This is a genomic window from Vibrio makurazakiensis, from assembly GCF_050337375.1.
Classification (GTDB): Bacteria; Pseudomonadota; Gammaproteobacteria; order Enterobacterales; family Vibrionaceae; genus Vibrio; species Vibrio makurazakiensis.
Map to the genome: position 1 here is coordinate 1 of NZ_JAKJSW010000052.1, position 24023 is coordinate 24023.

Sequence of the window (24023 nt, forward strand, 5' to 3'; positions counted from 1 at the left end):
AGTAGCTCGTAGTAGCTCCACATTAGATCGTCAGAAATAGACATGATCTTACCAAACATCTCGCTTGGCGCTTCACTGATACCAATGTAGTTGTGCGCAGACTTAGACATTTTCTTAACGCCGTCTAGACCAACAAGTAGTGGCATCATTAGTACAGCTTGTGGTTTTTGACCTGCTGCTTTTTGCAGTTCGCGACCCATTAGAAGGTTAAACTTCTGGTCAGTACCGCCAAGCTCAACGTCACTCTCTAGTGCAACAGAATCGTGACCTTGTAGAAGTGGGTACATGAATTCGTGGATTGCAATTGGTTGACCGCCAGCATAACGCTTTTTAAAGTCATCACGTTCAAGCATACGAGCAACAGTTTGGTTAGAAGCTAGACGGATCATACCTTCAGCACCAAGCTCAGATAACCACTCAGAGTTAAAACGAATTTGCGTTTTAGCAGGGTCTAGAATTTTGAATACTTGCTCTTTATACGTTTCAGCATTCTTCAATACGTCTTCACGGCTCAATGGTGGACGTGTTGAGTTCTTACCTGATGGGTCACCAACCATTGCAGTGAAATCACCAATAAGGAATGTCACTTCATGGCCTAGCTCTTGAAATGCACGCAATTTATTAAAGATTACTGTGTGACCAAGATGGATATCTGGTGCAGTAGGATCGGCACCTAATTTAATGCGTAAAGGACGACCTTCTTTCAACTTAGCAATCAGTTCGTCTTCTGGAATCAGTTCTTCTACGCCACGTTTGATCTCGGCTAGTGCAGCTTCAATACTCGCCATTCTTGTTCACTCCCACAGATTTGGCAAAAATATAATAGTTCGACATCTTACTTGAATAGCGATGCATTTTGAAACCAGTTAAACTATTCTGTTGTCTATTTTCACAATATTTACAGAACGAACCGGAACATGTTGTCTATTTTTGCACGCCTTCCCCTCTTGCATCGGGCTTTTATTGCATTCTTTAGTGCTGTAATTTTTATTGCTCTTTTTTTATTGCCCGAAGCGAATAGCTTAAGGGATAACAAAAGCCGTTTAGAAATCGGTAAGCATTATCCACTAACCATTAACGCCGAAGCGCTAGCTTCAGGTGTGGAAGTGGCCCCAACAGCGGTTCTAAGTTGGGAGAAATATACCGTTCGCTCAGGCGAAAGTACCGCTGTGCTATTTAAACGAATAGGGCTTTCCCCTCGCCTACTACATACGCTAGTCAACACAGACAAAGACACTAAGAGCCAATTATCCAAATTGCGCCCTGGTGACGTACTGCAATTTGGTTTTGATGAAAATAACGATTTAATCCAGTTAAAGCGTCAGTTAAGTGCCTTTGAAACCTTCCGCATAACGAGATCAGGCGACAAGTTCACTTCTGAGTTCTATAAAAAAGAAGTCGACTACCAATACAACTTCGCTCAAGCCGATATCACGTCTAACTTCTGGAATGCAGGTATCAATGCAGGTTTAACCGCAAACCAAATCATGGAGCTAGCTGGAATTTTTGGTTGGGATATCGACTTTGCGTTAGATATCCGAGAGAAAGATAGCTTTAAAATTCTCTATCAAGAAAAAGTGGTTGAAGGCGAAGTGATTGGCCGCGGAAAAATCATGGCTGCTATTTTCGAAAACCAAGGTGATACGTTTACAGCTATCCTAGATGATAAATCTGGCAACTATTACGATGATGAAGGACGTGCGATGAAAAAAGCATTCCTACGTTCTCCAGTCGATTTTAGGCGAGTTACCTCTAACTTCAACCCGAACAGAAGACACCCAGTGACCGGTAAGGTTAGGGCTCATAGAGGGACAGATTACGCTGCACCCGTTGGTACTCCTATTTGGGCTGCTGGTGATGGTATTGTTCAGAAATCCAGCTACAACCAGTTCAACGGAAACTACGTTTTCATTCGCCATAGCAATACTTACATTACTAAATACCTACACTTAAAAAAACGCTCAGTTAAAACAGGTCAGCGTGTAAAACAAGGTCAAACCATTGGTACTCTTGGTGGTACCGGCCGTGTCACTGGCCCTCACTTGCATTACGAATTCTTGGTTAATGGCGTACATAAAAATGCGCGTACCGTTAAGCTTCCTCAGTCGAAATCACTGCAAGGAAAAACCAAAGCGACCTTTATTGCTAACTCTAAAATTCGCTTAGAGAAACTAGAGCGCTATGGGCAACTGCTCGCGCAGAACTAATACGCAATGAGTTAAAAGCTAGTATTTATCTTGAATTAAAAAGAGCGCCCTATCATTGGCGCTCTTTTTTATTGCTTTGACTCTCTAAAACAAGCTTACACAGAAAGGTTACTCCTGAAGCTTATTAGCTTCAAAGTGACTTCGGCCTAACATCAACAAACATGGCGTTAATACTAAAGTCAGCACCGTAGCAAAGGCTAAGCCACCAGCAATCGCAGTTGCCAATTGTGACCACCACTGCGTGCTCGGCGCACCAAACTCAATCTTTTGGTTAATGAGGTCGATGTTCATTTCCAATACCATGGGCATTAACCCTAAAATCGTCGTTACCGTAGTGAGCATAACGGGTCTTAAACGCTGAACTCCCGTGCGTAATATAGCGTCACGTTTATCTAATCCTCGTTTTAGTAACTGATTATATGTATCGATCAATACAATATTGTTGTTTACCACGATACCCGCTAAAGCGATGACCCCAATACCTGACATCACTATGCCAAATGGTCGTTGGAAAATAAGTAAACCGACAAAAACCCCAACCGTAGAGAACAATACTGCACTTAAAATCAAGAAAGCTTGATAGAAACTATTAAACTGAGTAATCAGAATCAAAGCCATTACCGCCAGAGCGACGATGAAAGCACTTTGTAAGAAGGCTGAAGAGTTTTCTTGTTCTTCATTCTGACCTCGGATTTTAAACTCAACGCTTGCAGGTAAACCAAGCTCCACAAGAGCCTGTTCGATTTGCGGCAGCTCAAGAGCCAAGTTAAAACCCTCTTCCATATCAGCCACGATGTTGATTACACGCACACCATCGATACGCTTAATGGTGTCTTGCTTATGATCCGGAATAATTTGTGCAAAGTTAGTAATCGGGACTAACCCAGACGGCGTTTTCACTCTTAGCTGATCAAAACGGCCAATATCACGTTTTTCTTCTGGGTAACGAACTAAGATATCGACCTCTTCCGCCGAATCATCCGGTAAATAGTCGCCAATTTTTAATCCATTAGTCACAAACTGAACAGTATTTCCGACCAAAGTGGCGTCTGCGTTAAATCTTGCAGCGTCATCACGACGGATATCCACCTTCCAGTCGATACCGTCTTTACTCGCCGTATCACTAATATTTTTTAAAGCAGAATTATTATCAGCCCATTTTCTTACCGTTCTTGCTGCACCGTTTAGTTCATCAGGAATACGAGCCGAAAGTTCAATAACTAAATCATTTTCGACTGGAGGGCCTGCGTCTGGGAATTTAAACTCAATCTCCACCCCTGCATATTGGTCAGTACTCAGCTTAAGCTCTTCAATAATGTCCTTCACACTACGTCGGTATTGCCAATCAACGGGAGTTATAGAAATTTGCCCGATCTCATTGTCCCCGCCAGTTCGGGTGTAAACACTTTCGAACTCCTCATGATCGAGCATGATTTGCTCTATATCAGACATGATGACATCTTTTTCTTGAATAGAGAGGTCACCATGAGARCGAACTTTCACATTAAAAAATGGAGGATCAACCTCTGGAAAGAATTCTGCTCCTAGGCCAGCCTTGGAGTAAGTAAAGCCCACAGCTACCGCAAGTAGAATGGCACTAAATAAGATCTTCAATGGGTGCTGTATCGCAACGGAAAGGGTGTGGTAATAAAGTTTTGTTAACCCTTTAGCTTGATCAAATTTACCGTCATGCAAGGCCAACATCTGTTGCTGGTTTTTGTCGGAAACATATTGAGGTTTACCGATCAAGCCGCCTAAAACAGGGACGAATAGCAATGCCATCACTAACGATGCCGTTAATGTCGCGATCAATGTTAACGGTAAATATTTCATGAATTCGCCAGTAATATCTGGCCAAAAGAGTAAAGGAGCAAACGCTGCAAGTGTAGTAGCAGTGGAGGCAGTGATAGGCCATGCCATCCTCTTGGCTGCATCTCGATAAGCTTCTTTACGAGGTGTGCCTTCTTGCATTCTTCTGTCTGCAAATTCGGTAACAACAATCGCGCCATCGACCAGCATTCCGACCGCCATGATCAACGAAAACAGCACAACAATATTTACGGTGAGCCCAAACACTGACAGCACCAACAACCCGGTAAGGAAAGAACCCGGAATAGAGATCCCAACCAACAATGCGGTACGAACACCTAAGATCGCAATGATCACGATGACAACAAGAATAATCGCCGACAATATATTGTTTTGCAGATCATTAAGCATGATCTTCACATCTTTCGATTCATCCCAAGTATATTTCACCAACAAATTACTGGGCCAATCCGTACGTTCCTGTGCCCCTGCCATCACTGCTTTTACTAGCTCAACCGTTTCTATAATGTTTTCACCAGCGCGCTTTTTAATATCGAGGACAACCGCTGATTTTCCATCCAATCGAGCAAAACTTTCAGGATCACGGAATGCTCGACGAACCGTCGCCACATCACCAAAAGTTACGACTTGTTTACCGTCAACTTTAATGGGCAACTCTAGGACATCTTTTAGTGAGTTGAATACTGAAGGAACTTTAATTGAGAAGCGTCCATAGCCAGTATCAACAAAACCAGCAGCAACAACTCTATTGTTAAGTGCAATAAGGTTGTAAATATCCGCTTGATCTAGGCTATAGCTTTCCATTAATAATGGGTCGACGATGATTTCGACAATATCATCACGATCACCTGCGATATCAACTTCTAAGATTTGGCGATAACTTTCCAATTTGTCTCGTAACTGCCTCGCTATTTGTACGATTGAACGCTCAGGTAATGTGCCATACAGAACAACGGACAAAACAGGTTGCTCGGTTGCTAAAGTGACTTCATTGACGGTTGGTTCATCACTATCAGCAGGCAGTTTAGGTTTAGCAAGATCAACAGCATCACGAACGTCAGCCATGGCTTTAGTAAGATCTGCGCCCACATTGAATTCAAGCATGACAGAGGCATGTCCCTCTGCAGCTGTAGAGTTCATTTCTTTTACCCCTTCAATCGAACGCAGTTCTTGCTCGATAGGGCGAACCAATAGACGTTCAGCATCAGATGGGGAAATCCCTTGGTGACCAACAGACACGTAAATAATAGGGATGGTAATATCAGGGCTCGATTCTTTCGGTATAGAGATATACGTCCCCGCGCCTGCGATGAGTATTAAAACCAACAGTGTTAGCATTGTTCGAGCGCGTGAAATAGCCGCATCAATAAGTGAATACATAAACCCTCCTACTGATCCGTTTCGACGGTTTTCTGTATCGCGATAATTTCATCACCATCCCGTACAAAACCCTGTCCGACGGTAATAATATCTACCTGCTCACCTAACCCTGCGAGCCAAACTCCGTCTTGCTCCGCTTTCACTAATTGAATCGCAACGAATTTAGCATGCTGTTTTCCATCACCATCATTGACTACAGTTTTAACTCCTAAATTCCCCACCTCATCCAATGCGAGCATTGCTGGAGTGACCTTAATCGCGAGCTTATCTTCTAGGTTTAATGCTATTTCAGCACTCACACCGGCTGGCAGCACGATATTTGGGTTAGGAATTTCAATTTCTATCGGGAAGGTATTAGTAGAAACAGAAGAAACTCGCGAGATGTAACGTAATTTACCTCCAAGCAACTCTCCACCAAGTAAACGAACAGTAGCAGCCTGATTCGCTTGTAGCTGTTGGATATGCCTCTCACTGACATCAGCTTCAATCACTAATGGATCCAGATCTATCACTCCAGCCACAGGGTCTCCAACACCAACAAAGTCACCCAATTCGACATGTAATTCTTGAACAATTCCACTAAAAGGTGCCCGAACCGTAGTGTTAGTGAGCGCTAACTCTGCATTACTCTTCAGCGCTTTCGCTTCTGTTAATGAAGCTTGCGCAGAGGTATAGGCGATTTCGCCTTGTAGGCCACGATCTTTAAGCGATTGAGCAGCCTTGAACTCTTTTTGTTTAAGACTGAGGAGTGCTTTGGCTCTATCAAGCTGTATCGATAAGTCCCCTTTATCTATTTGAGCGACAGCCTGACCAGCCTTAACTTGATCACCTTTTACGACATTAAGCTTAACGACTTTACCCGCTATTTCAGCGCCTAAGCGAGCATGCCTATCAGGTGCTGTTCGACCATATAGCTCTATGGTTTTATGGGTACTTTGTGCTGAAAATGTTTGATAGGTGACTTTTGCTAAAGGAACTGTCGACGTTTTAGTTTCAGTCACTTCTTCGGCTTGAAGAGCGCCAAGACCTAACCATACCGAGAGCAATATAATAAGACACAAAGAAACGAACCACGGTCGCTTCGAAAAAAAGCTGCCGAAAGATAGAGTGGGCATAAACAGTCCTTTTTAGATCAACAAGCTAACTAAATGTCAGATGATGAAAATCATGTAATATCCTGATACATGAGATTTACCATAACAGAACTGTATTTATTAAAAGTGAGATGTTCTCGACAGTTTAGTTAGTATACCGTTTACTAAAAAGGTGCATTTTCAATTTGAGCCCTTCAAATACTAGATATTACAGGCAAAAAAAAGCGCTGAATCAATGTTCAGCGCAATTAGAATATCGTTAATCTTGCGTGTCTTTTAAACGCTAAAAGAAGCACCACAACCACAAGTTGTTGTTGCATTAGGGTTGTTTACGAAGAAACGTGCACCTTCTAGGCCTTCCGTGTAATCAACCATTCCGCCGACAAGGTATTGTAGGCTCATAGGATCAACAACAAGTGTCACACCACTATTTACGATAGTCGTGTCGCCGTCATTAACTTTCTCATCGAACGTAAAACCGTATTGGAAGCCGCTACAACCACCACCGGTGATGTATACACGTAGTTTCAATTCTGGGTTTTCTTCTTCAGCAATTAGCGTTTGTACGCGGGTAGCTGCTGCATCAGAAAATGATAATGGGATATTTACTTCGCTCACGACAACCTCTCTCACTTCATGTCAAAAACAACCTGATACAAATTACTCAGAGATCATAGTTGTTGAATTCTTCTTAATATAACCCTGATTATCTAATACCTGACTGATACGTTCAAGTATTCACCAACAGGATTGCTATTTTTCCTATGACTCACCGCCTTTACGGGTAAATAATACGCGTATTACCGCTAAAGCATCACATTCGGGCGATTATATTGGCGAAATTATTCCTAGATGGATTAGGGATCGGTACAATGCGCTCAAATTGGTCCGACAATCAAAAGAGGATATATCAATGACCAAATCAGCAGAGTTGTATCAAAAAGCGCAAAAAACCATTCCAGGTGGTGTTAACTCACCAGTTCGCGCATTCAATGGCGTAGGCGGTTCTCCAATTTTTGTTGAACGAGCTGACGGCCCGTTAATTTTTGATGCTGATGGTAAAGCATACATTGATTATGTAGGTTCTTGGGGACCAATGATCCTAGGTCACARCCACGGTGCAATTCGTGATGCTGTGATCGAAGCCGCTCAACGTGGTCTTAGCTTCGGTGCTCCTACTGAACTAGAAATTAAAATGGCTGAACTTGTATCTGAAATGGTTCCTTCAATGGAACAGCTACGTATGGTTAGCTCAGGTACAGAAGCAACGATGAGCGCAATTCGTCTTGCTCGTGGTTTCACTAGCCGTGACAAAATTCTTAAGTTTGAAGGCTGTTACCACGGTCACGCAGATAGCTTACTAGTTAAAGCTGGTTCTGGCGCCCTAACTTTAGGCCAACCGAGCTCTCCAGGTGTTCCTGCCGATTTTGCTAAGCACACACTAACAGCAACGTTCAACAACCTAGACTCTGTTCGTGAACTTTTCGCGGCAAATAAAGGTGAGATCGCTTGTATCATTGTTGAGCCAGTAGCAGGCAACATGAACTGTATTCCACCAGTAGAAGGCTTCCATGAAGGTCTGCGTGAAATCTGTGATCAAGAAGGCGCACTGCTTATCTTTGATGAAGTAATGACAGGTTTCCGCGTTGCTCAAGGCTGTGCGCAAGCGTATTACAACATCAAACCAGACCTAACTTGTCTTGGTAAAGTTATTGGTGGCGGAATGCCAGTTGGTGCTTTCGGTGGCCGTAAAGACGTAATGCAATACATTGCGCCTACAGGTCCGGTATACCAAGCAGGTACACTTTCAGGTAACCCTGTAGCAATGGCAGCGGGTTATGCTTGTCTAACTCTTCTTAAAGAAGAAGGTAACGAGAAGCGCCTTGCGTCTAAAACAAAACAGTTAGCAGATGGTTTTAAGCATCTTGCTGACAAGCACGGCATTCCTCTACTAGTTACTCAAGTTGGCGGCATGTTTGGTTTCTTCTTCACCGTTCAAGAAACAGTAACTTGCTACGAAGATGTTGCTAAGTGCGATGTTGAACGCTTCAAGCGTTTCTTCCACTTAATGCTAGATCACGGTGTTTACCTAGCACCTTCAGCATTCGAGGCTAGCTTCACTTCTTTAGCTCACGGCTCTAAAGAAATTGATGCAACACTTGAAGCTGCTGACCGTTGTTTCGCAATGATCGCAGCAGAAGCATAAGCTAACTGGTAGCACTCAAGACAACCTAAATGCTAAAGGGCTGTTCAATACAGCCCTTTTTTATTGCCAAAATAAAAACACCAATAACATAATCGTGCCTAACAACATTCGAAACCACGGTATCTCTTTCTTTTCTTCAGCTTTATCACACTGTTTGTCTTTATCGCAGCAACCCATTATATAAAACTCCTCATTGCTAACTTACTGTTTTGAAGCCATTATAAACTCAGAATGTAACTTATGAGATCATGATAGTGTCAGAAAAAATTAAAATCACATCCAGCCACTGGGTAATTGTGGTTGCCCTTCTTGCAGCTGCCTATGCCTGTTATTTACTAATCGAACCCTATGTAAACTCGATTATTATGGCTTTTATCATCTCTTTGTTGATGTTCCCTATCCATAACTGGCTTGAAAAAAAGCTGCCGAATAAAGCAAATATCGTCTCGTTGCTGTCATGCATTATTCTGACTTTCATTATTGTTATTCCTCTGCTTGCGGTCTTTGCAGCGATAGTTCAACAAGGCTCTTTATTCTCACAAAATACCTATCAATGGGTAACCCACGGCGGTATTCAGACTTTGTTTGAGCATCCTTTAGTCATCAAAGCATTAGCGTTTGTGAATGACTACTTACCTTTTGACAATATTGAACCACAGGCGATCGCCCAAAAAGTCGGAGAGTTCGCGACTACGTTTGGCTCAAAACTCGTGGCACTCAGTGCTAAAATTTTAGGTGATGCGACCAACTTCCTGATGGATTTCTTCCTGATGTTGTTCGTCCTGTTTTTCTTGTTACGTGACCACGACAAAATCATCAACGCCATTCGCCACATTTTACCGTTATCGCGCAGCCAAGAAGATAAACTTCTATCAGAGATAGAACAGGTTTCAAAATCGGCAGTCATGGGATCATTCCTCACCGCAATAGCACAAGGTTTTGCCGGTGGTATTGGTATGTGGATAGCCGGTTTCCCAGGACTTTTCTGGGGCACTATGATGGGCTTTGCATCATTTATCCCTGTCGTAGGAACAGCGTTAATTTGGATACCTGCCGCGATTTACCTATTCTTAACAGGCGATACAACCTGGGCTATCTTCCTAACCGTATACTGCGTCGCGATTGTTGGCTCAATAGATAATCTTCTACGTCCACTGCTAATGCAAGGCAGCGCGGGTATGAATACGCTAATGATTTTCTTCTCATTACTGGGTGGTATCCAATTATTCGGCTTAATCGGTCTAATTTACGGCCCGCTCATTTTCGCTATCACTATCGTGCTATTTAATATTTACGAAGAAGAATTTAAAACATTTCTCGATAGCCAAGATAACGCCTAAAAGGCTTCAAGCTCAGGGCGGATTATGCGAAAATCCGCCCTCATTTTCTTAAACACCATGAGTGCTCATATGTCTGCATACATAGCTCCAAGCCAAATTGCTCAACGTCAATTAGCTTACTTCAACGGTAAGCATGTCTTAGTTGCTGGAGAGGCTGAAGATCTATTCCCTGTAGAATTGGCGAAACACTGTGAATCAGTGTCCGTATTTACGTCAAACTACAGTTACTATCGTCAATTAGACGGTTATGACAGCATTCAACGCTTTTATGGTGCTGAATTCACAGAAGAAACGAATGCAGATTTAGTATTACTTTATTGGCCGAAAGCAAAAGCCGAAGCTGAATACCTACTTGCTATGTTATTTGCAAAATTAGGTAAAGATACAGAGATCGTAGTTGTTGGTGAGAACCGTTCTGGCGTTAAGAGCGTTGAGAAAATGTTCCAACCTTACGGCAAAGTCGTCAAATACGACTCAGCACGTCGTTGCTCTTTCTACTGGGGACAGTGCTTTGAGCAACCCGATAATTTCAATTTAGTTGATTGGTTTAAAACCTATACAGTGAACATCGGTGAGCAATCACTGACTGTTAAAAGTTTACCTGGTGTTTTCAGCCACGGTGAATTTGACGTAGGTAGCCAATTACTACTGGATACACTTCCAAAGCTAAAAGGCAAAGTACTTGATTTTGGCTGTGGTGCAGGTGTGTTAGGCGCAGTAATGCTCTCTCGTAACCCAGAGATTGAGTTAGAGATGTGTGATATCAGCGCATTTGCAGTTGCTTCAAGTCAAGCAACCTTAGCTGCAAACGGGTTAAACGGTAAAGTATTTGCTTCTGACGTGTACTCTGACACTTCTAAAGACTATCAATTCATCATCAGTAACCCGCCATTCCATTCAGGCTTAGATACAAGCTACAGCGCAACAGAGACACTGCTAGCTAAGGCGCCAAGTCATTTGAAGAAACGTGGTGAGCTACTTATAGTCGCGAACAGTTTCCTAAAATACCAGCCTATTATCGAGCAATCTTTTGGTAAATGCGCGACGCTAAATAAGACCACTAAATTCGCTATCTATCACGCATCAAAATAACATTCAATTCCTAGTGCAGGCTAAAACCTGCACTGAATTCACCTAAATACCACCCTCTCGTCATAAAAAGTGCGCCTCTGCACACGCTTTAAATACCACTTACTTGTCAAAGTAAAAAAACTCGTTAATTTCGTTAAATTAGGATTCGTGAATTTTGTAAATTAACGCTGTTATCGATGCTTCGAAACAGTTTTTCAAGGAAAGTAGTACCTCTCTATGTTTAAATTTTATCGAAAGCAAAAGTTTAAACGCCTCCAAAATACTCTCATGATGGCGTTTCTTGCGCTTAGTATCACACCAGTGACTATTATTGCGATCTTCTTTCTTCAGTCTCACAGTGCAGATCTTCAAGAACAGAGCACCTCTCACTTAGTGTCAGTTCGAGATACCAAACAAACCCAGATTCTTGACTACTTACAAGCTCAAGAGTCTCAAGTCATGGGATTTGTACGTTCAGAGTTAGCAAATGCCAGTGGAGGACGCTTTTACGGATTGGTTAATGCCTTTCAACGTTTAGGGCTTGATATTGAGCAGGCTCGCGCAAACGCGCAGCAACGTTACATTCAAGGTTCTGGTAATCAAATAAAAACATCTATCCTTCCTGAATCAAGTAGTTACGTCGGGAGTGAACGTTACCGTTTATTACATAAGCGTTATCATTCTGCTTATTTAGAACTACTCAAGCGCTCTGATTTTAATGACATGCTGTTAGTTGATATTAACGGTAATGTGACCTATTCAGTGTTTAAAAATGACAATTTTGGCACCAATTTATTATCAGGTCGCTACAAAGATTCTAACCTTGGTCAAACGTTCAAACGATTAGACGATGAAGTCACACAAGAAAGAAAAAATAATGAAGACTATACGCCAGTTATTGTCTCAGACTTTGCTTTTGAAGATGGAAAACAAACCGCTTGGTTAGGTGCACCGATTATTCAGCAAGGTTATTTGCACAGCTACGCCATGTTCAGATTACCCATTAACGGCATCACCAAATTGATTGCTGATATCAACAAATCTTCCAATATGCAGACTTTACTCGTCGGTAGTGATTACTCTCCCCGTAGCCTCGCACACGACCAAAAAGCAGTAAACCTCAGTATTGAGGTAGTTGATCGCGCATTAGCAGGAGATACAGCAGTTGGAACATTTAACAACAGCTTAGAGCAAGCGATTATCGCAGCTTACGCGCCAATCAAACTCAAATATGCAACCTGGGCACTGGTTGTCGAGCTGCCAGAGAACGAAGCTTTCGCTCGAATCCACCAGTTGGAAAAGATATTTGTCATTACTATGCTAACGGCTATTGTTTTAGTGGTCGTTGCTTCCCACTACCTGTCTAACTTTATTACTTCACCGCTTTTAAAGTTAACGTGGGCTGCTGAAAAGGTTTCAGCTGGCGATCTTGATGAAACAATGATCAACACCGAACGTAAAGATGAAATAGGACGCTTGGCAGTGAGTTTTGAACGCATGCAGCGCTCAATACGTGAAAAGATTCAGTTGATCAGAAGTCAGAATGTCGAGCTAGAAGACAACCTAAAGCTGATAAAAAAACAAAATGACGATCTTCAGCTCGCCAACAAGCTAAAAGATGAATTCTTAGCGACGACATCTCATGAGCTAAGAACCCCACTACACGGCATGGTTGGTATTGCTGAGGCACTGATTTCCGGTGCGAATGGCCCCGTTCCTGCGAATCAAAAATACCAATTGGATATCATTATTAACAGTGGTCAACGACTTGCTACTTTGGTCGACGACTTACTGGATTACCACAAGATGCGTTACGGCAGTTTAGATATCCAAAAGTCAGCAGTCGACTTAGCGAGCGCCACCAGCTTGGTATTGGAACTGTCTAACCATTTACTTGGCACAAAACCGATCCGTATTATTAACCAAGTCCCAATGGATCTCGCGCTAGTTTCCTCTGATCCCCAGCGCTTAGAGCAAATCATGTATAACTTAATTGGTAATGCCATTAAATACACGACTGAAGGCAAAATTGTCATTTCAGCGAGTATTATTGATGACAATATCAGAGTCCAAGTTGTCGATACAGGCCAAGGCATACCTGCCGAACAACTAGAACATATTTTCGAACCCCTTATCCAAGCGGGTCAAGATGCAAGCCGCTATCGTCAAGGCGCAGGCCTAGGTTTATCAATTAGCCGTCAACTCATCGAGCTTATGGGGGGGTCTCTGTACGTAAGCAGCCAACCTATGGTCGGAACAACCTTTAGCTTCACTCTACCACTAGCGAGTGAAGAGGAGATCAGCGAGGCGTCAACGGCTTACCCTCATTTCCAAGCGCCTGACACATCGGAGAGCCATCACCCCGACAGTACACCGATTGAAGAAGATCCTAATGGGCCTTTATTGGTTGTAGCCGATGATGAGCCAGTAAACCTTAGAGTTCTAGATAGCTTCTTAAAACTTGAAGGATATAGAGTACGAACAGCCAAAGATGGCCCTGAAGCAATCGAGCTAATTAAAACTGAAAAACCAGAATTACTGTTATTAGATATCATGATGCCGGGAATGAGTGGCTATCAAGTATGTGAAACTTTACGTAACGATTATGATCACGCGCAGCTTCCAATCATTATGTTGACGGCTTTAAATCAAACAGAAGATAGAGTTCGCGGCTTCGATGCTGGAGCAAATGACTATTTATCGAAACCATTCAATAAGCAAGAACTAGCAGCTAGGATCACAGCTCACTTATCAGCAAGTAAAGCAGAACAACGTCGCATCGAAAATGATGTTCTACAGCAAGAGCTCAAGCATAGGGCAATTGTTGAAGCGAGTTTGTTAGAAACTCAAGGGCGATTATTAGAACAACTTGAATCTGCACCCGAAGCGATTATCTGCATTAGAGATGACCAGCGAATTCGTTTTGCCAATGAGGCAGCCACTAAATTGTTCCGTCGTAGTCAGGAACAGCTAAAACGCTCTACCGCCGACGAAATTATCGCACCTAAATATTTAAACGTTGAACAACCCCATTACTGTGGTGAGATTGACATTTATGTGGAAGACACCCGTCAACATATCTCAAGCGATATTCTTAAATTGCCTGATGGTTCGGGGCTACAATCCATGTACATATTCAATGTCGGTGGTGGTATTAACGCCAGCCGTATTAATAACTTAGAAACCGCAGTAGAAGCTCTCTCAAGTTATGCTTTTGAGGGAGATAAAGACAAGCTTCAACTGCTTAAAGAACTTGGTGGTGAATTTACTCGTATCGCCGACAAAGCAGCCGGTGAAGGTAAGAACAAGCACGACATAATGAGAGAAGTGCTGGTTGACGCTATGACTAGCTCAATTGAGTACTGGGAATCTGTAACAGGAGAGAGCAAGTTTAAGTTCGCCGAGCAAAGTGGTTTATGGCGTGTCTATTTAGACCGCAGCACGCTACAAACACGTACCTTAGACAAATACCTTAGAGTGGAAACTCTCCCTAAGACCCCTCGCTGGAGGACGGTATTAAACTCTATAGAGTTCATTCTTGAGCACTGTAAAGAGCAAAGCCCAGAACGTTCTCATATTGAAGCACTACGCGATAAGTTACAAAAGCTGCTAACCAGCTAGCCACATCCTTTTATTCTTCACAAAAGCCTGCATAGCTGCAGGCTTTTTTTGTTAATGCAAAGAAGAGAATCCAAACGGTATAAACCAACGATAAATTCCAACACATAAACTCAGAATACATGCTCTATATGACAGTATCTTCCGCAGACAAACCACAGTTCCCCATTGATTCACGATGTCAGAAACTCATATCAACAGCCTTTCAATTCCATCAATAGCGCCTCGTTTTAACTCACCCTCGCCTTAATTAACAACGATAAATAAGACAATAAAACTGAGGGCTTCGAGCTCTAATTTCACTGGTTTTTTATTAATTCGTGGAGTCTTTGTCAGGGTTTGCGAACTTAGTCACAACAGAACGGCAGATTTATTTTTTCATGAGAAATTAACGTAACAACGGCAAGTGAGCCAGATCTACTTTTACTAACACAGTCACAAAATCATTAATTATAGTAACACCCACCGATAGTAACCACTTACGCATGATAGTTTGTATAAATGGAGTTGCGACCTATATCAACCTTTACAATACGTATAAAAAACACACAAAACCCAGTAAATTAACGTTTATGACGTGAGTTGAGTAAGTTTTAACGTTTTTAACGGGAAACACATTTGATTATTTACTCTTTAAGGTGTTTTCTTAGTCCTGCCTAAGGCCTACAGGCCACTCTTCTTCACTTCTTTAGACTAAGCAGTTTGAGAGGTAGGCCTTTTTAGAATGGTTATCACTGGATAACATTCCATCCATTAGTGAAACGAAAGCAAATAGTAAGGAACAGCTATGCTTGCCAATATTAAAAAAACAGCACTAGCAACAGCAATTATTGCAACTGCTACAACAGGTTTTGCATCAGTAGCAAACGCTGCAGAACGCAGTGAGTTAACGATCCACCCGAAAGAGTACACAACCTTTGTACGTAACTTTAACCCGTACCTAGGTGCTACTAACCTACATACAACAACAGACTTCCTATACGAGCCTCTAGTTGTATTCAACGAAATGCACGGCAACACGCCAGTTTTCCGTTTAGCTGAAAACTACAAAATGTCAGACGACCTAATGAGCGTTACTTTTGACATCCGTAAAGGTGTTAAATGGTCTGATGGTGAAACGTTCTCTGCAGATGACGTAGTTTACTCTTTCAACCTTGTTAAAGAAAAACCAGAGCTAGACCAAAGTGGTATTAACTCTTGGGTATCAAGTGTTGAGAAACTAAATGACTACCAAGTTCGCTTCCGTCTTACTGAAGCTAACTCAAACGTACCTTACGAAATTGCTAAAGTACCTGTAGTGCCTAAGCACATCTGGAAAGATGTGAAAGATCCAGCATCGTTCACTAACGAAAACCCTGTAGGTTCTGGTCCATTTACTGAGATCGATACATTCACAGCGCAACTTTACATCCAATGTGCAAACCCGAACTACTGGGATGCAGATAACCTAGATGTAGACTGTCTACGTGTTCCACAAATTGCTAACAACGACCAATTCCTAGGTAAAGTTGTAAACAGCGAAATGGACTGGACGTCTTCTTTCGTTCCAGATATTGACCGCACTTACGCTGCAGCTAGCCCTAAACACCACTACTGGTACCCGCCAGCAGGTACTCAAGCGTTCGTAGTAAACTTCAAGCACCCTGATGCTGCTAAAAATGAAGCTCTAAACAACGTTGAGTTCCGTCGTGCATTCTCAATGGCTCTTGACCGTCAAACTATCATCGATATCGCATTCTACGGCGGCGGTACTGTGAATGACTTCGCTTCAGGTCTTGGCTACGCATTTGAAGCTTGGTCTGACGAAAAAACTCATGACAAGTACAAAGGCTTCAACACTTACAACGCTGACGGTGCTAAAGAGCTACTTGAAAAAGCAGGCTTTAAAGACGTGAACAAAGATGGTTTTGTTGACACTCCATCAGGTAAGTCTTTCGAGCTACTAATTCAATCTCCAAACGGCTGGACTGATTTCAACAACACAGTTCAACTTGCAGTAGAGCAACTAAATGAAGTGGGTATCAAAGCGAAAGCTCGTACACCAGACTTCTCGGTATACAACCAAGCAATGCTTGAAGGTACGTACGACGTAGCTTACACAAACTACTTCCACGGTGCGGATCCATACACATACTGGAACAGCGCGTACAACTCTTCACTACAAGCTGGTGACGGTATGCCTCGTTTCGCGATGCACTTCTACAAGAACAACAAGCTAGATGGTCTACTAAACAGCTTCTACAAAACAGCTGATAAGAACGAGCAATTAGAAATCGCTCACGGTATTCAGCAAATCATCGCTGCAGACCAAGTTACTATCCCTGTGATGTCAGGTGCTTACATGTACCAATACAACACAACTCGATTCACTGGTTGGTGGAACGAAGAAAATCCTAAGGGCCGTCCAAACATTTGGGCTGGTATCCCAGAGCGTCTACTTCACGTACTGGACCTAAAACCAGTTAAATAAGTAATCGTTCAATCCTCGCGGCGTAATTTCTTRCGCCGCCTATAAAAATCCCCCGCACTCATTATGAATGTATGGCGCTAGTCGTCAGGGGGTTTTTCGTTCCAAATTTTCGCTAGGAACGACCTGAATCCAGAAACAGGGAAACAGTCTGGGTGAGTAAGGTGTGAGTTATGGGTTATTTTTTAAGACGTTTGTCATTTTATTTTGTCGCGCTATTAGTTGCAGCGACGTTAAACTTTATTATTCCTCGAGCAATGCCTGGTGACCCAGTTACCATGATGTTCGCTAATGCGTCAGTTCAGGTTACTCCTGAGCGTATCGCAGCAATGAAAGAATTATTAGGCTTCGTTGATGGCGGTCTTTTCGTCCAATACGTTGCTTATATGAAAAACATTTTAAGCTGGGAGCTAGGGACTTCGATTCAATTCTACCCTCTTTCAGTTAACGCTCTATTAGGCAGCGCGTTTGGTTGGTCTCTGTTCCTAGCTGGTACCGCGGTAATCATCTCTTTCTCTATTGGCTCTATTCTTGGCATTTTTGCCGCTTGGAAACGTGGCAGCAAATACGACACTTTCGTGACTCCAGGAATGCTAGTCATTCAGGCAGTACCACAAGTTGTTATTGCAATGATTGCAATGTTCACTTTTGCAATCGGCTTAAAATGGTTCCCAACAGGTTATGCCTACACAGCAGGCACAATGCCCGACTGGACAAGCTGGGCGTTCATCAAAGATGTCGCATATCACGCCTTTTTACCGCTTGTGTGTGCCTCAATTGTGCAAATCGGTGGCTTCCTAGTAAACATGCGTAACAACATGATCAACTTGCTAGCTGAAGACTACATTACGATGGCGAAAGGCAAAGGCCTAAGCGAAAACCGCGTTGTCTTCAACTACGCAGCACGTAATGCAATGCTACCAAGTGTTACAGCACTTTCTATGTCACTAGGTATGGCTATCGGTGGTCAGTTAATCATTGAAATCATTTTTAACTACCCAGGTCTAGGTAGCGTTCTTTTCAACGCAATTACCGCTCGTGACTACCAGGTTCTTCAAGGTCAGTTACTTATCATGACGCTATTTATGCTGTTCTTTAACCTATTAGCAGACATGCTTTATGTTGTGCTTGACCCTCGCCTACGTAAGGGAGGCAAATAATCATGAAAGATATTATTAAACTTGTTTGGGGTAACCCTGTCGCTTTAATCGGTGTTTCAATTTTAAGCGTATTCCTATTCATCGCATTAGCTGCACCGCTTGTTACAAAACATGCACCAGATAAACGTACAGGTAACCCTCACGAATATCCTGGTTTCATTGTAAAAACAGCTCAATCTAACCCTACTGGTTGGGTTGCTGAAAACTTAGCTGACGACCGCCGAACTATGATCATGTCTAAAAAAGCCGATCATGTTCTAGGTACTTCACGTATGGGTCGTGATATCTGGTCTCAAGTGGTATATGGCGCTCGCGTATCTCTAGCGGTAGGTTTTGGCGCAGGTCTAACTGTATGTTTCCTAGCGACTGTTATCGGGGTCTCTGCGGGTTACTTCGGTGGAAAGATTGATGACTTCTTAACAGCAGCCATGAACATAATGCTGGTTATTCCTCAATACCCACTGCTATTCGTTGTTGCTGCATTCATCGGTGAGGCAGGGCCATTTACCATTGCCCTCATCATTGGCTGTACCTCCTGGGCATGGGGTGCGCGTGTGGTTCGTTCACAAACACTAGCACTACGTGAGAAAGAGTTTGTAAAAGCCGCAGAAGTACTTGGTGAGTCTTCATTCCGAATCATCTTCGTTGAGATTCTACCAAACCTAATCTCGATTGTTGGTGCTAGCTTCATCGGTTCTGTTATGTACGCAATCATGATGGAGGCAACCATTTCGTTCCTAGGTCTTGGTGATCCAAACACAATCAGCTGGGGCATCATGCTGTACAACGTACAAACATCATCTTCAATGCTAATTGGCGCATGGTGGGAACTACTAGCTCCATGTATTGCACTGACTCTACTGGTAACTGGCCTAGCTCTACTGAACTTCGCTGTTGATGAAATTGCTAACCCGCAATTACGCTCGCACAAAGGTATGAAACGCTGGAAGAAACTAGCAGCGCAAGACAAAACTGAACGTGAGCCAGAACTACCACCACAAAATGCACTTTGGAGCGGAGATAAATAATCATGTCTGAACCACTAATTTCTGTCCGCAATTTATGCGTTGACTACATTACTGAAGCTGGCGATGTTCGCGCATGTAATAACGTTAGCTTTGATATCGCTCCAGGTGAAGTTTTTGGCCTAGCCGGTGAGTCTGGTTGTGGTAAATCCACAGTTGCATTTTCACTGATGCGCTTACATAAGCCACCAGCATTCATCACCAGTGGAGAGGTTATCTTCAACGGTGAAAACATTCTTAATTACAGTGACGATCGCATGCAAGCGTTCCGCTGGAGTGAGATGTCGATGGTTTTTCAAAGTGCAATGAATGCTTTGAACCCAGTACTACCAATGGAAGAACAGTTCTGTGACGTAATTATGCGTCACACGAACATGACCCGAGAGCAAGCTAAAAAACGAGCTGAAGGTCTGCTAGAGATTGTAGATATTCACCCTAGCCGCTTGAGCGATTACCCTCACCAGTTTTCTGGCGGTATGCGCCAACGTCTAGTAATTGCGATTGCTTTAGCGCTTAACCCGAAAATGATCATCATGGATGAGCCAACAACTGCGTTAGACGTAGTGGTTCAACGTGAAATCCTGCAAAAGATCTATGCACTAAAAGAAGAGTTCGGTTTCTCTATTCTATTCATCACACATGACTTGTCACTGATGGTCGAGTTCTCTGACCGCATCGGCATTATGTACTCTGGTGAGCTAATCGAAGTGGCGAACTCTCAAGATATCCTAGAGAACCCTTACCACCCTTACACAAAAGGGCTGGGTAGTTCTTTCCCACCACTTATTGGTCCAAAAACCAAGCTAAAAGGTATTCCAGGTAACCCACTTAACTTACTTGAAATCCCACAAGGCTGCCGCTTCCAAGCGCGCTGTGACCGAGTACATGAAGCATGTACAAAAGTACCAACAACATTACGCCAGATAGAGCATGGACACTTGTCTAACTGTCACCTTTACGGTGACCCAATAGCACAAGCGAAAGTCTAGAAGACTCGTTAATAACTAAAGCAAGATTGGCAGTAATAAAGGATTTCTGGAGACAATTATGAGCAAAGATTTTGGTCAACTATTAGTGGAAGGTAAGAACGTCGTTAAAGACTTCCCTATCAGCAGCACTACAATCCAAACGCCGATGATGCGTGCTATCAATGACGTATCTTTCAAAATGTATAAAAGCCGTGGCTTAGCTGTTGTAGGTGAATCAGGTTCTGGTAAATCAACCACAGCTAAAATGATCGCGAAAATGTACGCGCCATCAGGCGGTACTATCGAGTACAAAGGCCGTGACATCCAAGACATTTCAAGCAAGAAAGATCTTATGCATTACCGAGAAGGTGTGCAGATGGTATGGCAAGACCCATTTGGATCATTAAACCCAACTCACAACATCTTTCACCACATTGCGCGCCCATTGTTGATCCATAAAAAGATCACTTCAGGCAACAAGAAAGAACTCGAAGAGCGTGTATACGATCTTCTTGAACAAGTTGGTTTAATCCCACCCAAAGAAACAGCAGCGAAGTATCCACACCAACTATCCGGTGGTCAGCGTCAACGTGTCAACCTAGCTCGAAACATAGCTGTTGGAGCAGAAGTTGTATTGGCTGACGAACCAACATCAATGCTCGATGTTTCAATTCGTGCAGGTGTATTGAATCTGATGGAAGAGATGAAGTTTGAGAAGCAAATGTCTCTACTTTACATCACTCATGACATCGCAACAGCTCGCTATATCGCTGAAGACTTATCCGTAATGTACGTAGGCCATATGGTTGAATGGGGAGATACTGATGAAGTCATCGCCAACCCACAACATCCATATACTCAGCTTCTTGTTTCTGCTGTTCCGGATCCGAAGAAATCTATCCATGAAAAACTGGCTGGCAACAAAGGTGAGATCCCGCTATGGACACCAGAATCAGCAGGTTGTCCATTTGCTGGTCGCTGTACTCACGCAACAGACAAGTGTAAAGAGCAACTACCAGGTGTGACACAACTAGGTGAAAACCACTTTGTTCGTTGTTACTTACACGAAAGTTAATTCAGGCAATACCTTGCTAGAGCCTTTAATGGCTCTAGCTATTTAACAAATATTAAGAAGAACCTAGCCAATAGAAACTAGGGCTGTCGGAGAAAACGGATGCTACTACTTACCAACCATATCGGTTATGAAACTCAAGGTTCCAAACAAGCCATTTTGCAGACTAAAAAAGCGCGATTATCTAGCCATACCGCACTTCTAGTTTGTGCTGATAATCATATGACGCTTGATAGCTTTGAGATTGAGAAAACCGGTCAAGTAGCCAACTGGCACCAGGGCCACTTCTTCACAATCAATTTTAGTTCAGTGGCGACTCCAGGACGTTACTACCTACGTTTTGAAAATTTACGTTCTGAAGTCTTTACGATTGGCAATAACTTACTAATGAAAAATACTTTTTCTGATGTTATCCATTACTTCAAATCTCAACGATGTGGTGGGATTTTCGATCAGAAGGACAAACAAGCGAAACTACTAAATTCAGACATTGAAGTGGATGTTCACGGTGGTTGGTACGATGCATCTGGTGATGTAAGCAAGTACTTTAGTCATCTATCTTACGCGAACTACCTCAACCCTCAGCAAATCCCAATGGTTGTTTGGAATATGCTAAAAAGCATCAGGCTAACCGAAAACAACCCAGAATTCGCTGCATTTTCTAAAGTTCGCTTAACTGAAGAAGCTCTATTTGGCGCAGACTTCTTAGTTCGAATGCAAAACCCTGATGGCTTTTTCTACATGACCGTATTTGATAAATGGAGTAAAGATACAGCACAACGTGATATCTGTGCTTACGCGACTCAAGATGGTCATAAGTCAGATGATTACCAAGCCGGATTTCGCCAAGGCGGTGGAATAGCTATCGCAGCCTTAGCTGCTGCATCAAAGCTAAACCATTCTGGTGAATTTACGAGCCAGCAATATTTAGAAGCTGCAGAAAACGGCTACACGCACCTAAAAGAATTCAATTTAAGATACCTCAATGATGGTGAAGAAAATATCATTGACGAGTATTGCGCTCTACTCGCTGCAACAGAATTATTCTCAGCTACTCAAAAAGAACAATACCTGTTAGAAGCTCGCTTATGGAGCAAGCGCCTTAGCGAACGTCAGCAATCCGATCAGAACTTTGAGAACTTCTGGTCAGCTAATAATGATGGCACTCGTCCTTATTATCATGCAGCAGAATCCGGGCTACCGGTTATAGCCTTGTGTGAGTACTTAACTCACGAAACAAGCGAATCATTAAAACAACAAACTCAGCAAGTCATTGAAAAAGCCTGCCAATTTGAAATGACTATCACCGATAAAGTAAACAACCCATTTGGCTACCCGCGCCAATATGTAAAGTCGGTGAACAGCGATAAGCGAGATTCTTTTTTTGTTGCCCAAGACAATGAAACGGGTTACTGGTGGCAAGGCGAAAATGCACGTTTAGGGTCGTTAACCAGTATGGCTTATATCGCATTACCACATATTCAAAATCCAGCATTACAAGCCCGACTACTGACGTTCGCGCAAAGTAACCTGGACTGGATTCTAGGCTTAAACCCATACAACATGTGCATGCTTGATGGCCATGGTCACAATAATCCAGATTACTTGCCACATTTAGGTTTCTTCAACGCAAAAGGTGGAATCTGTAACGGGATCACTGCTGGTTTTGATGATGAACAAGACATCGCCTTTAACCCTACGGGGCAAAAAGATGACATGCTTCAAAACTGGCGCTGGGGCGAACAATGGATCCCACATGGGGCATGGTTCCTCCTAGCGACCACAACCCAATTCAACCACTTATCTACACAAAAGGAGCTTTAATATGAGCTTACTTTACGTCGGTATTGATGGTGGCGGCACATCTTGTCGAGCTCGGATCCGTGACGGACAAGGGCAACTTATTGGTGAAGCTAAAAGTGGCAGCGCAAATATTTTACTTGGCGTAGATGTCGCTATGTCTTCTATTCAATCAGCTATAGAACAAGCCGCACAGCAAGGAGGGCTAGACCTGTCTAGCTTTTCTCAAATGCATGTCGGTTTAGCATTAGCTGGAGCAGAACAAAAGTCAGCATGGCATGAATTCATGCAGCTTCCCCACCCTTTTGCCAGCCTGACATTAAACACCGACGCTTATGGCGCCTGTATTGGTGCCCATAACGGTGAAAATGGCGCAATTATGATAGGAGGAACTGGTTCTTGTGGAATATTCCTCCAAGGAAAGACTCAGCACGTTGTTGGTGGACGAGAGTTCCCTATTTCAGATCAAGGGGGCGGTGCCGTCATGGGGCTACACCTCATTCAGAAAGTGTTACTTGCTGAAGATGGTATTCGCGCAAAGACACGTCTATCACAACACGTTATCGAGCATTTCAATCAAGATGTCGACCAAATCGTTGAATGGTCAAAAACAGCTATTCCAAAAGATTACGGACAATTCTCTCCCGTTATTTTTCAACTGGCTCAAGAAGGGGATGAATTAGCGATCGAATTGTTAAAACAGACCGCTGCCGACTTTGAAATGTTCCTCATCGCATTAAATCGAAAAGGTGCTGAGCGAATTTGTCTGATGGGGAGTATTGCTG

Annotated in this window: 16 protein-coding genes; 12 read left to right on the forward strand and 4 right to left on the reverse strand. The window is 42.9% G+C overall.

All coding sequences use genetic code 11. From position 1 onward, the window contains the following. A partial coding sequence (tyrS, locus tag L4C33_RS08175; RefSeq protein ID WP_428811941.1) for a tyrosine--tRNA ligase occupies window positions 1-788 on the reverse strand: 788 nt, incomplete at its 3' end. Window positions 789-917: 129 nt separating this feature from the next. On the opposite strand from tyrS, the gene shyC reads away from it, so the two are divergent. Next, window positions 918-2207: a peptidoglycan DD-endopeptidase ShyC gene (gene shyC / locus L4C33_RS08180; RefSeq protein WP_428811942.1), complete on the forward strand. Its 1290-nt coding sequence runs from the start codon at window positions 918-920 to the stop codon at window positions 2205-2207. Window positions 2208-2315: 108 nt separating this feature from the next. On the opposite strand, the gene L4C33_RS08185 is transcribed toward shyC, so the two are convergent. The 3 genes from L4C33_RS08185 to erpA all read right to left on the reverse strand — a co-directional run bounded on the left by L4C33_RS08185 (window position 2316) and on the right by erpA (window position 7129). Then, window positions 2316-5417 (reverse strand): efflux RND transporter permease subunit, encoded by a 3102-nt coding sequence (locus L4C33_RS08185; protein ID WP_428811943.1) that lies wholly within the window; start codon window positions 5415-5417, stop codon window positions 2316-2318. Between the two features lie 8 nt (window positions 5418-5425). Beyond that, entirely contained in the window at window positions 5426-6532 is a 1107-nt protein-coding gene (locus tag L4C33_RS08190) for an efflux RND transporter periplasmic adaptor subunit (RefSeq protein ID WP_428811944.1), read from the reverse strand. A gap of 255 nt (window positions 6533-6787) precedes the next feature. Then, entirely contained in the window at window positions 6788-7129 is a 342-nt protein-coding gene (gene erpA / locus L4C33_RS08195) for an iron-sulfur cluster insertion protein ErpA (protein ID WP_428811945.1), read from the reverse strand. 295 nt (window positions 7130-7424) lie between these two features. Here erpA and hemL point away from each other — a divergent pair, with 295 nt between their 5' ends. From hemL to L4C33_RS08250, 11 genes are all read left to right on the forward strand, one after another. Next, complete coding sequence (gene hemL / locus L4C33_RS08200) at window positions 7425-8717, forward strand: glutamate-1-semialdehyde 2,1-aminomutase (RefSeq protein ID WP_428811946.1); 1293 nt, start codon at window positions 7425-7427, stop codon at window positions 8715-8717. Between the two features lie 254 nt (window positions 8718-8971). Continuing rightward, window positions 8972-10057 carry an AI-2E family transporter gene (locus L4C33_RS08205; protein ID WP_428811947.1) on the forward strand — a complete coding sequence of 362 codons (1086 nt, stop codon included), beginning with the start codon at window positions 8972-8974 and terminating at the stop codon, window positions 10055-10057. A gap of 69 nt (window positions 10058-10126) precedes the next feature. Beyond that, complete coding sequence (gene rsmC, locus L4C33_RS08210) at window positions 10127-11149, forward strand: 16S rRNA (guanine(1207)-N(2))-methyltransferase RsmC (RefSeq protein ID WP_428811956.1); 1023 nt, start codon at window positions 10127-10129, stop codon at window positions 11147-11149. Between the two features lie 216 nt (window positions 11150-11365). Further along, window positions 11366-14749 (forward strand): response regulator, encoded by a 3384-nt coding sequence (locus tag L4C33_RS08215; RefSeq protein WP_428811948.1) that lies wholly within the window; start codon window positions 11366-11368, stop codon window positions 14747-14749. 784 nt (window positions 14750-15533) lie between these two features. Further along, window positions 15534-17216 (forward strand): ABC transporter substrate-binding protein, encoded by a 1683-nt coding sequence (locus L4C33_RS08220; RefSeq protein WP_428811949.1) that lies wholly within the window; start codon window positions 15534-15536, stop codon window positions 17214-17216. A gap of 170 nt (window positions 17217-17386) precedes the next feature. Then, complete coding sequence (locus L4C33_RS08225; RefSeq protein ID WP_428811950.1) at window positions 17387-18373, forward strand: ABC transporter permease; 987 nt, start codon at window positions 17387-17389, stop codon at window positions 18371-18373. Between the two features lie 2 nt (window positions 18374-18375). Further along, a complete protein-coding gene (locus L4C33_RS08230; protein ID WP_428811951.1) occupies window positions 18376-19401 on the forward strand; it encodes an ABC transporter permease in 1026 nt (341 codons plus the stop codon). Between the two features lie 2 nt (window positions 19402-19403). Then, complete coding sequence (locus tag L4C33_RS08235) at window positions 19404-20387, forward strand: ABC transporter ATP-binding protein (RefSeq protein ID WP_428811952.1); 984 nt, start codon at window positions 19404-19406, stop codon at window positions 20385-20387. Window positions 20388-20445: 58 nt separating this feature from the next. Beyond that, window positions 20446-21441, forward strand: a complete 996-nt coding sequence (locus L4C33_RS08240; protein WP_428811953.1) for an ABC transporter ATP-binding protein — start codon at window positions 20446-20448, stop codon at window positions 21439-21441. A 99-nt stretch (window positions 21442-21540) separates the two neighbouring features. Then, window positions 21541-23262 (forward strand): glycoside hydrolase family 9 protein, encoded by a 1722-nt coding sequence (locus L4C33_RS08245; RefSeq protein WP_428811954.1) that lies wholly within the window; start codon window positions 21541-21543, stop codon window positions 23260-23262. Window position 23263: 1 nt separating this feature from the next. Beyond that, the coding region (locus tag L4C33_RS08250; RefSeq protein WP_428811955.1) for a glucosamine kinase nucleotide-binding domain-containing protein at window positions 23264-24023 on the forward strand (760 nt) is incomplete at its 3' end.

What these genes read in the sequence shown, in the direction of transcription:
- shyC (WP_428811942.1), top strand. Translation starts at nt 918, where the DNA reads ATGTTGTCTATTTTTGCACGCCTTCCCCTCTTGCATCGGGCTTTTATT.
- L4C33_RS08190 (WP_428811944.1), bottom strand. Translation starts at nt 6,532, where the DNA reads ATGCCCACTCTATCTTTCGGCAGCTTTTTTTCGAAGCGACCGTGGTTC.
- rsmC (WP_428811956.1), top strand. Translation starts at nt 10,127, where the DNA reads ATGTCTGCATACATAGCTCCAAGCCAAATTGCTCAACGTCAATTAGCT.
- L4C33_RS08215 (WP_428811948.1), top strand. Translation starts at nt 11,366, where the DNA reads ATGTTTAAATTTTATCGAAAGCAAAAGTTTAAACGCCTCCAAAATACT.
- L4C33_RS08220 (WP_428811949.1), top strand. Translation starts at nt 15,534, where the DNA reads ATGCTTGCCAATATTAAAAAAACAGCACTAGCAACAGCAATTATTGCA.
- L4C33_RS08225 (WP_428811950.1), top strand. Translation starts at nt 17,387, where the DNA reads ATGGGTTATTTTTTAAGACGTTTGTCATTTTATTTTGTCGCGCTATTA.
- L4C33_RS08230 (WP_428811951.1), top strand. Translation starts at nt 18,376, where the DNA reads ATGAAAGATATTATTAAACTTGTTTGGGGTAACCCTGTCGCTTTAATC.
- L4C33_RS08235 (WP_428811952.1), top strand. Translation starts at nt 19,404, where the DNA reads ATGTCTGAACCACTAATTTCTGTCCGCAATTTATGCGTTGACTACATT.
- L4C33_RS08240 (WP_428811953.1), top strand. Translation starts at nt 20,446, where the DNA reads ATGAGCAAAGATTTTGGTCAACTATTAGTGGAAGGTAAGAACGTCGTT.
- L4C33_RS08245 (WP_428811954.1), top strand. Translation starts at nt 21,541, where the DNA reads ATGCTACTACTTACCAACCATATCGGTTATGAAACTCAAGGTTCCAAA.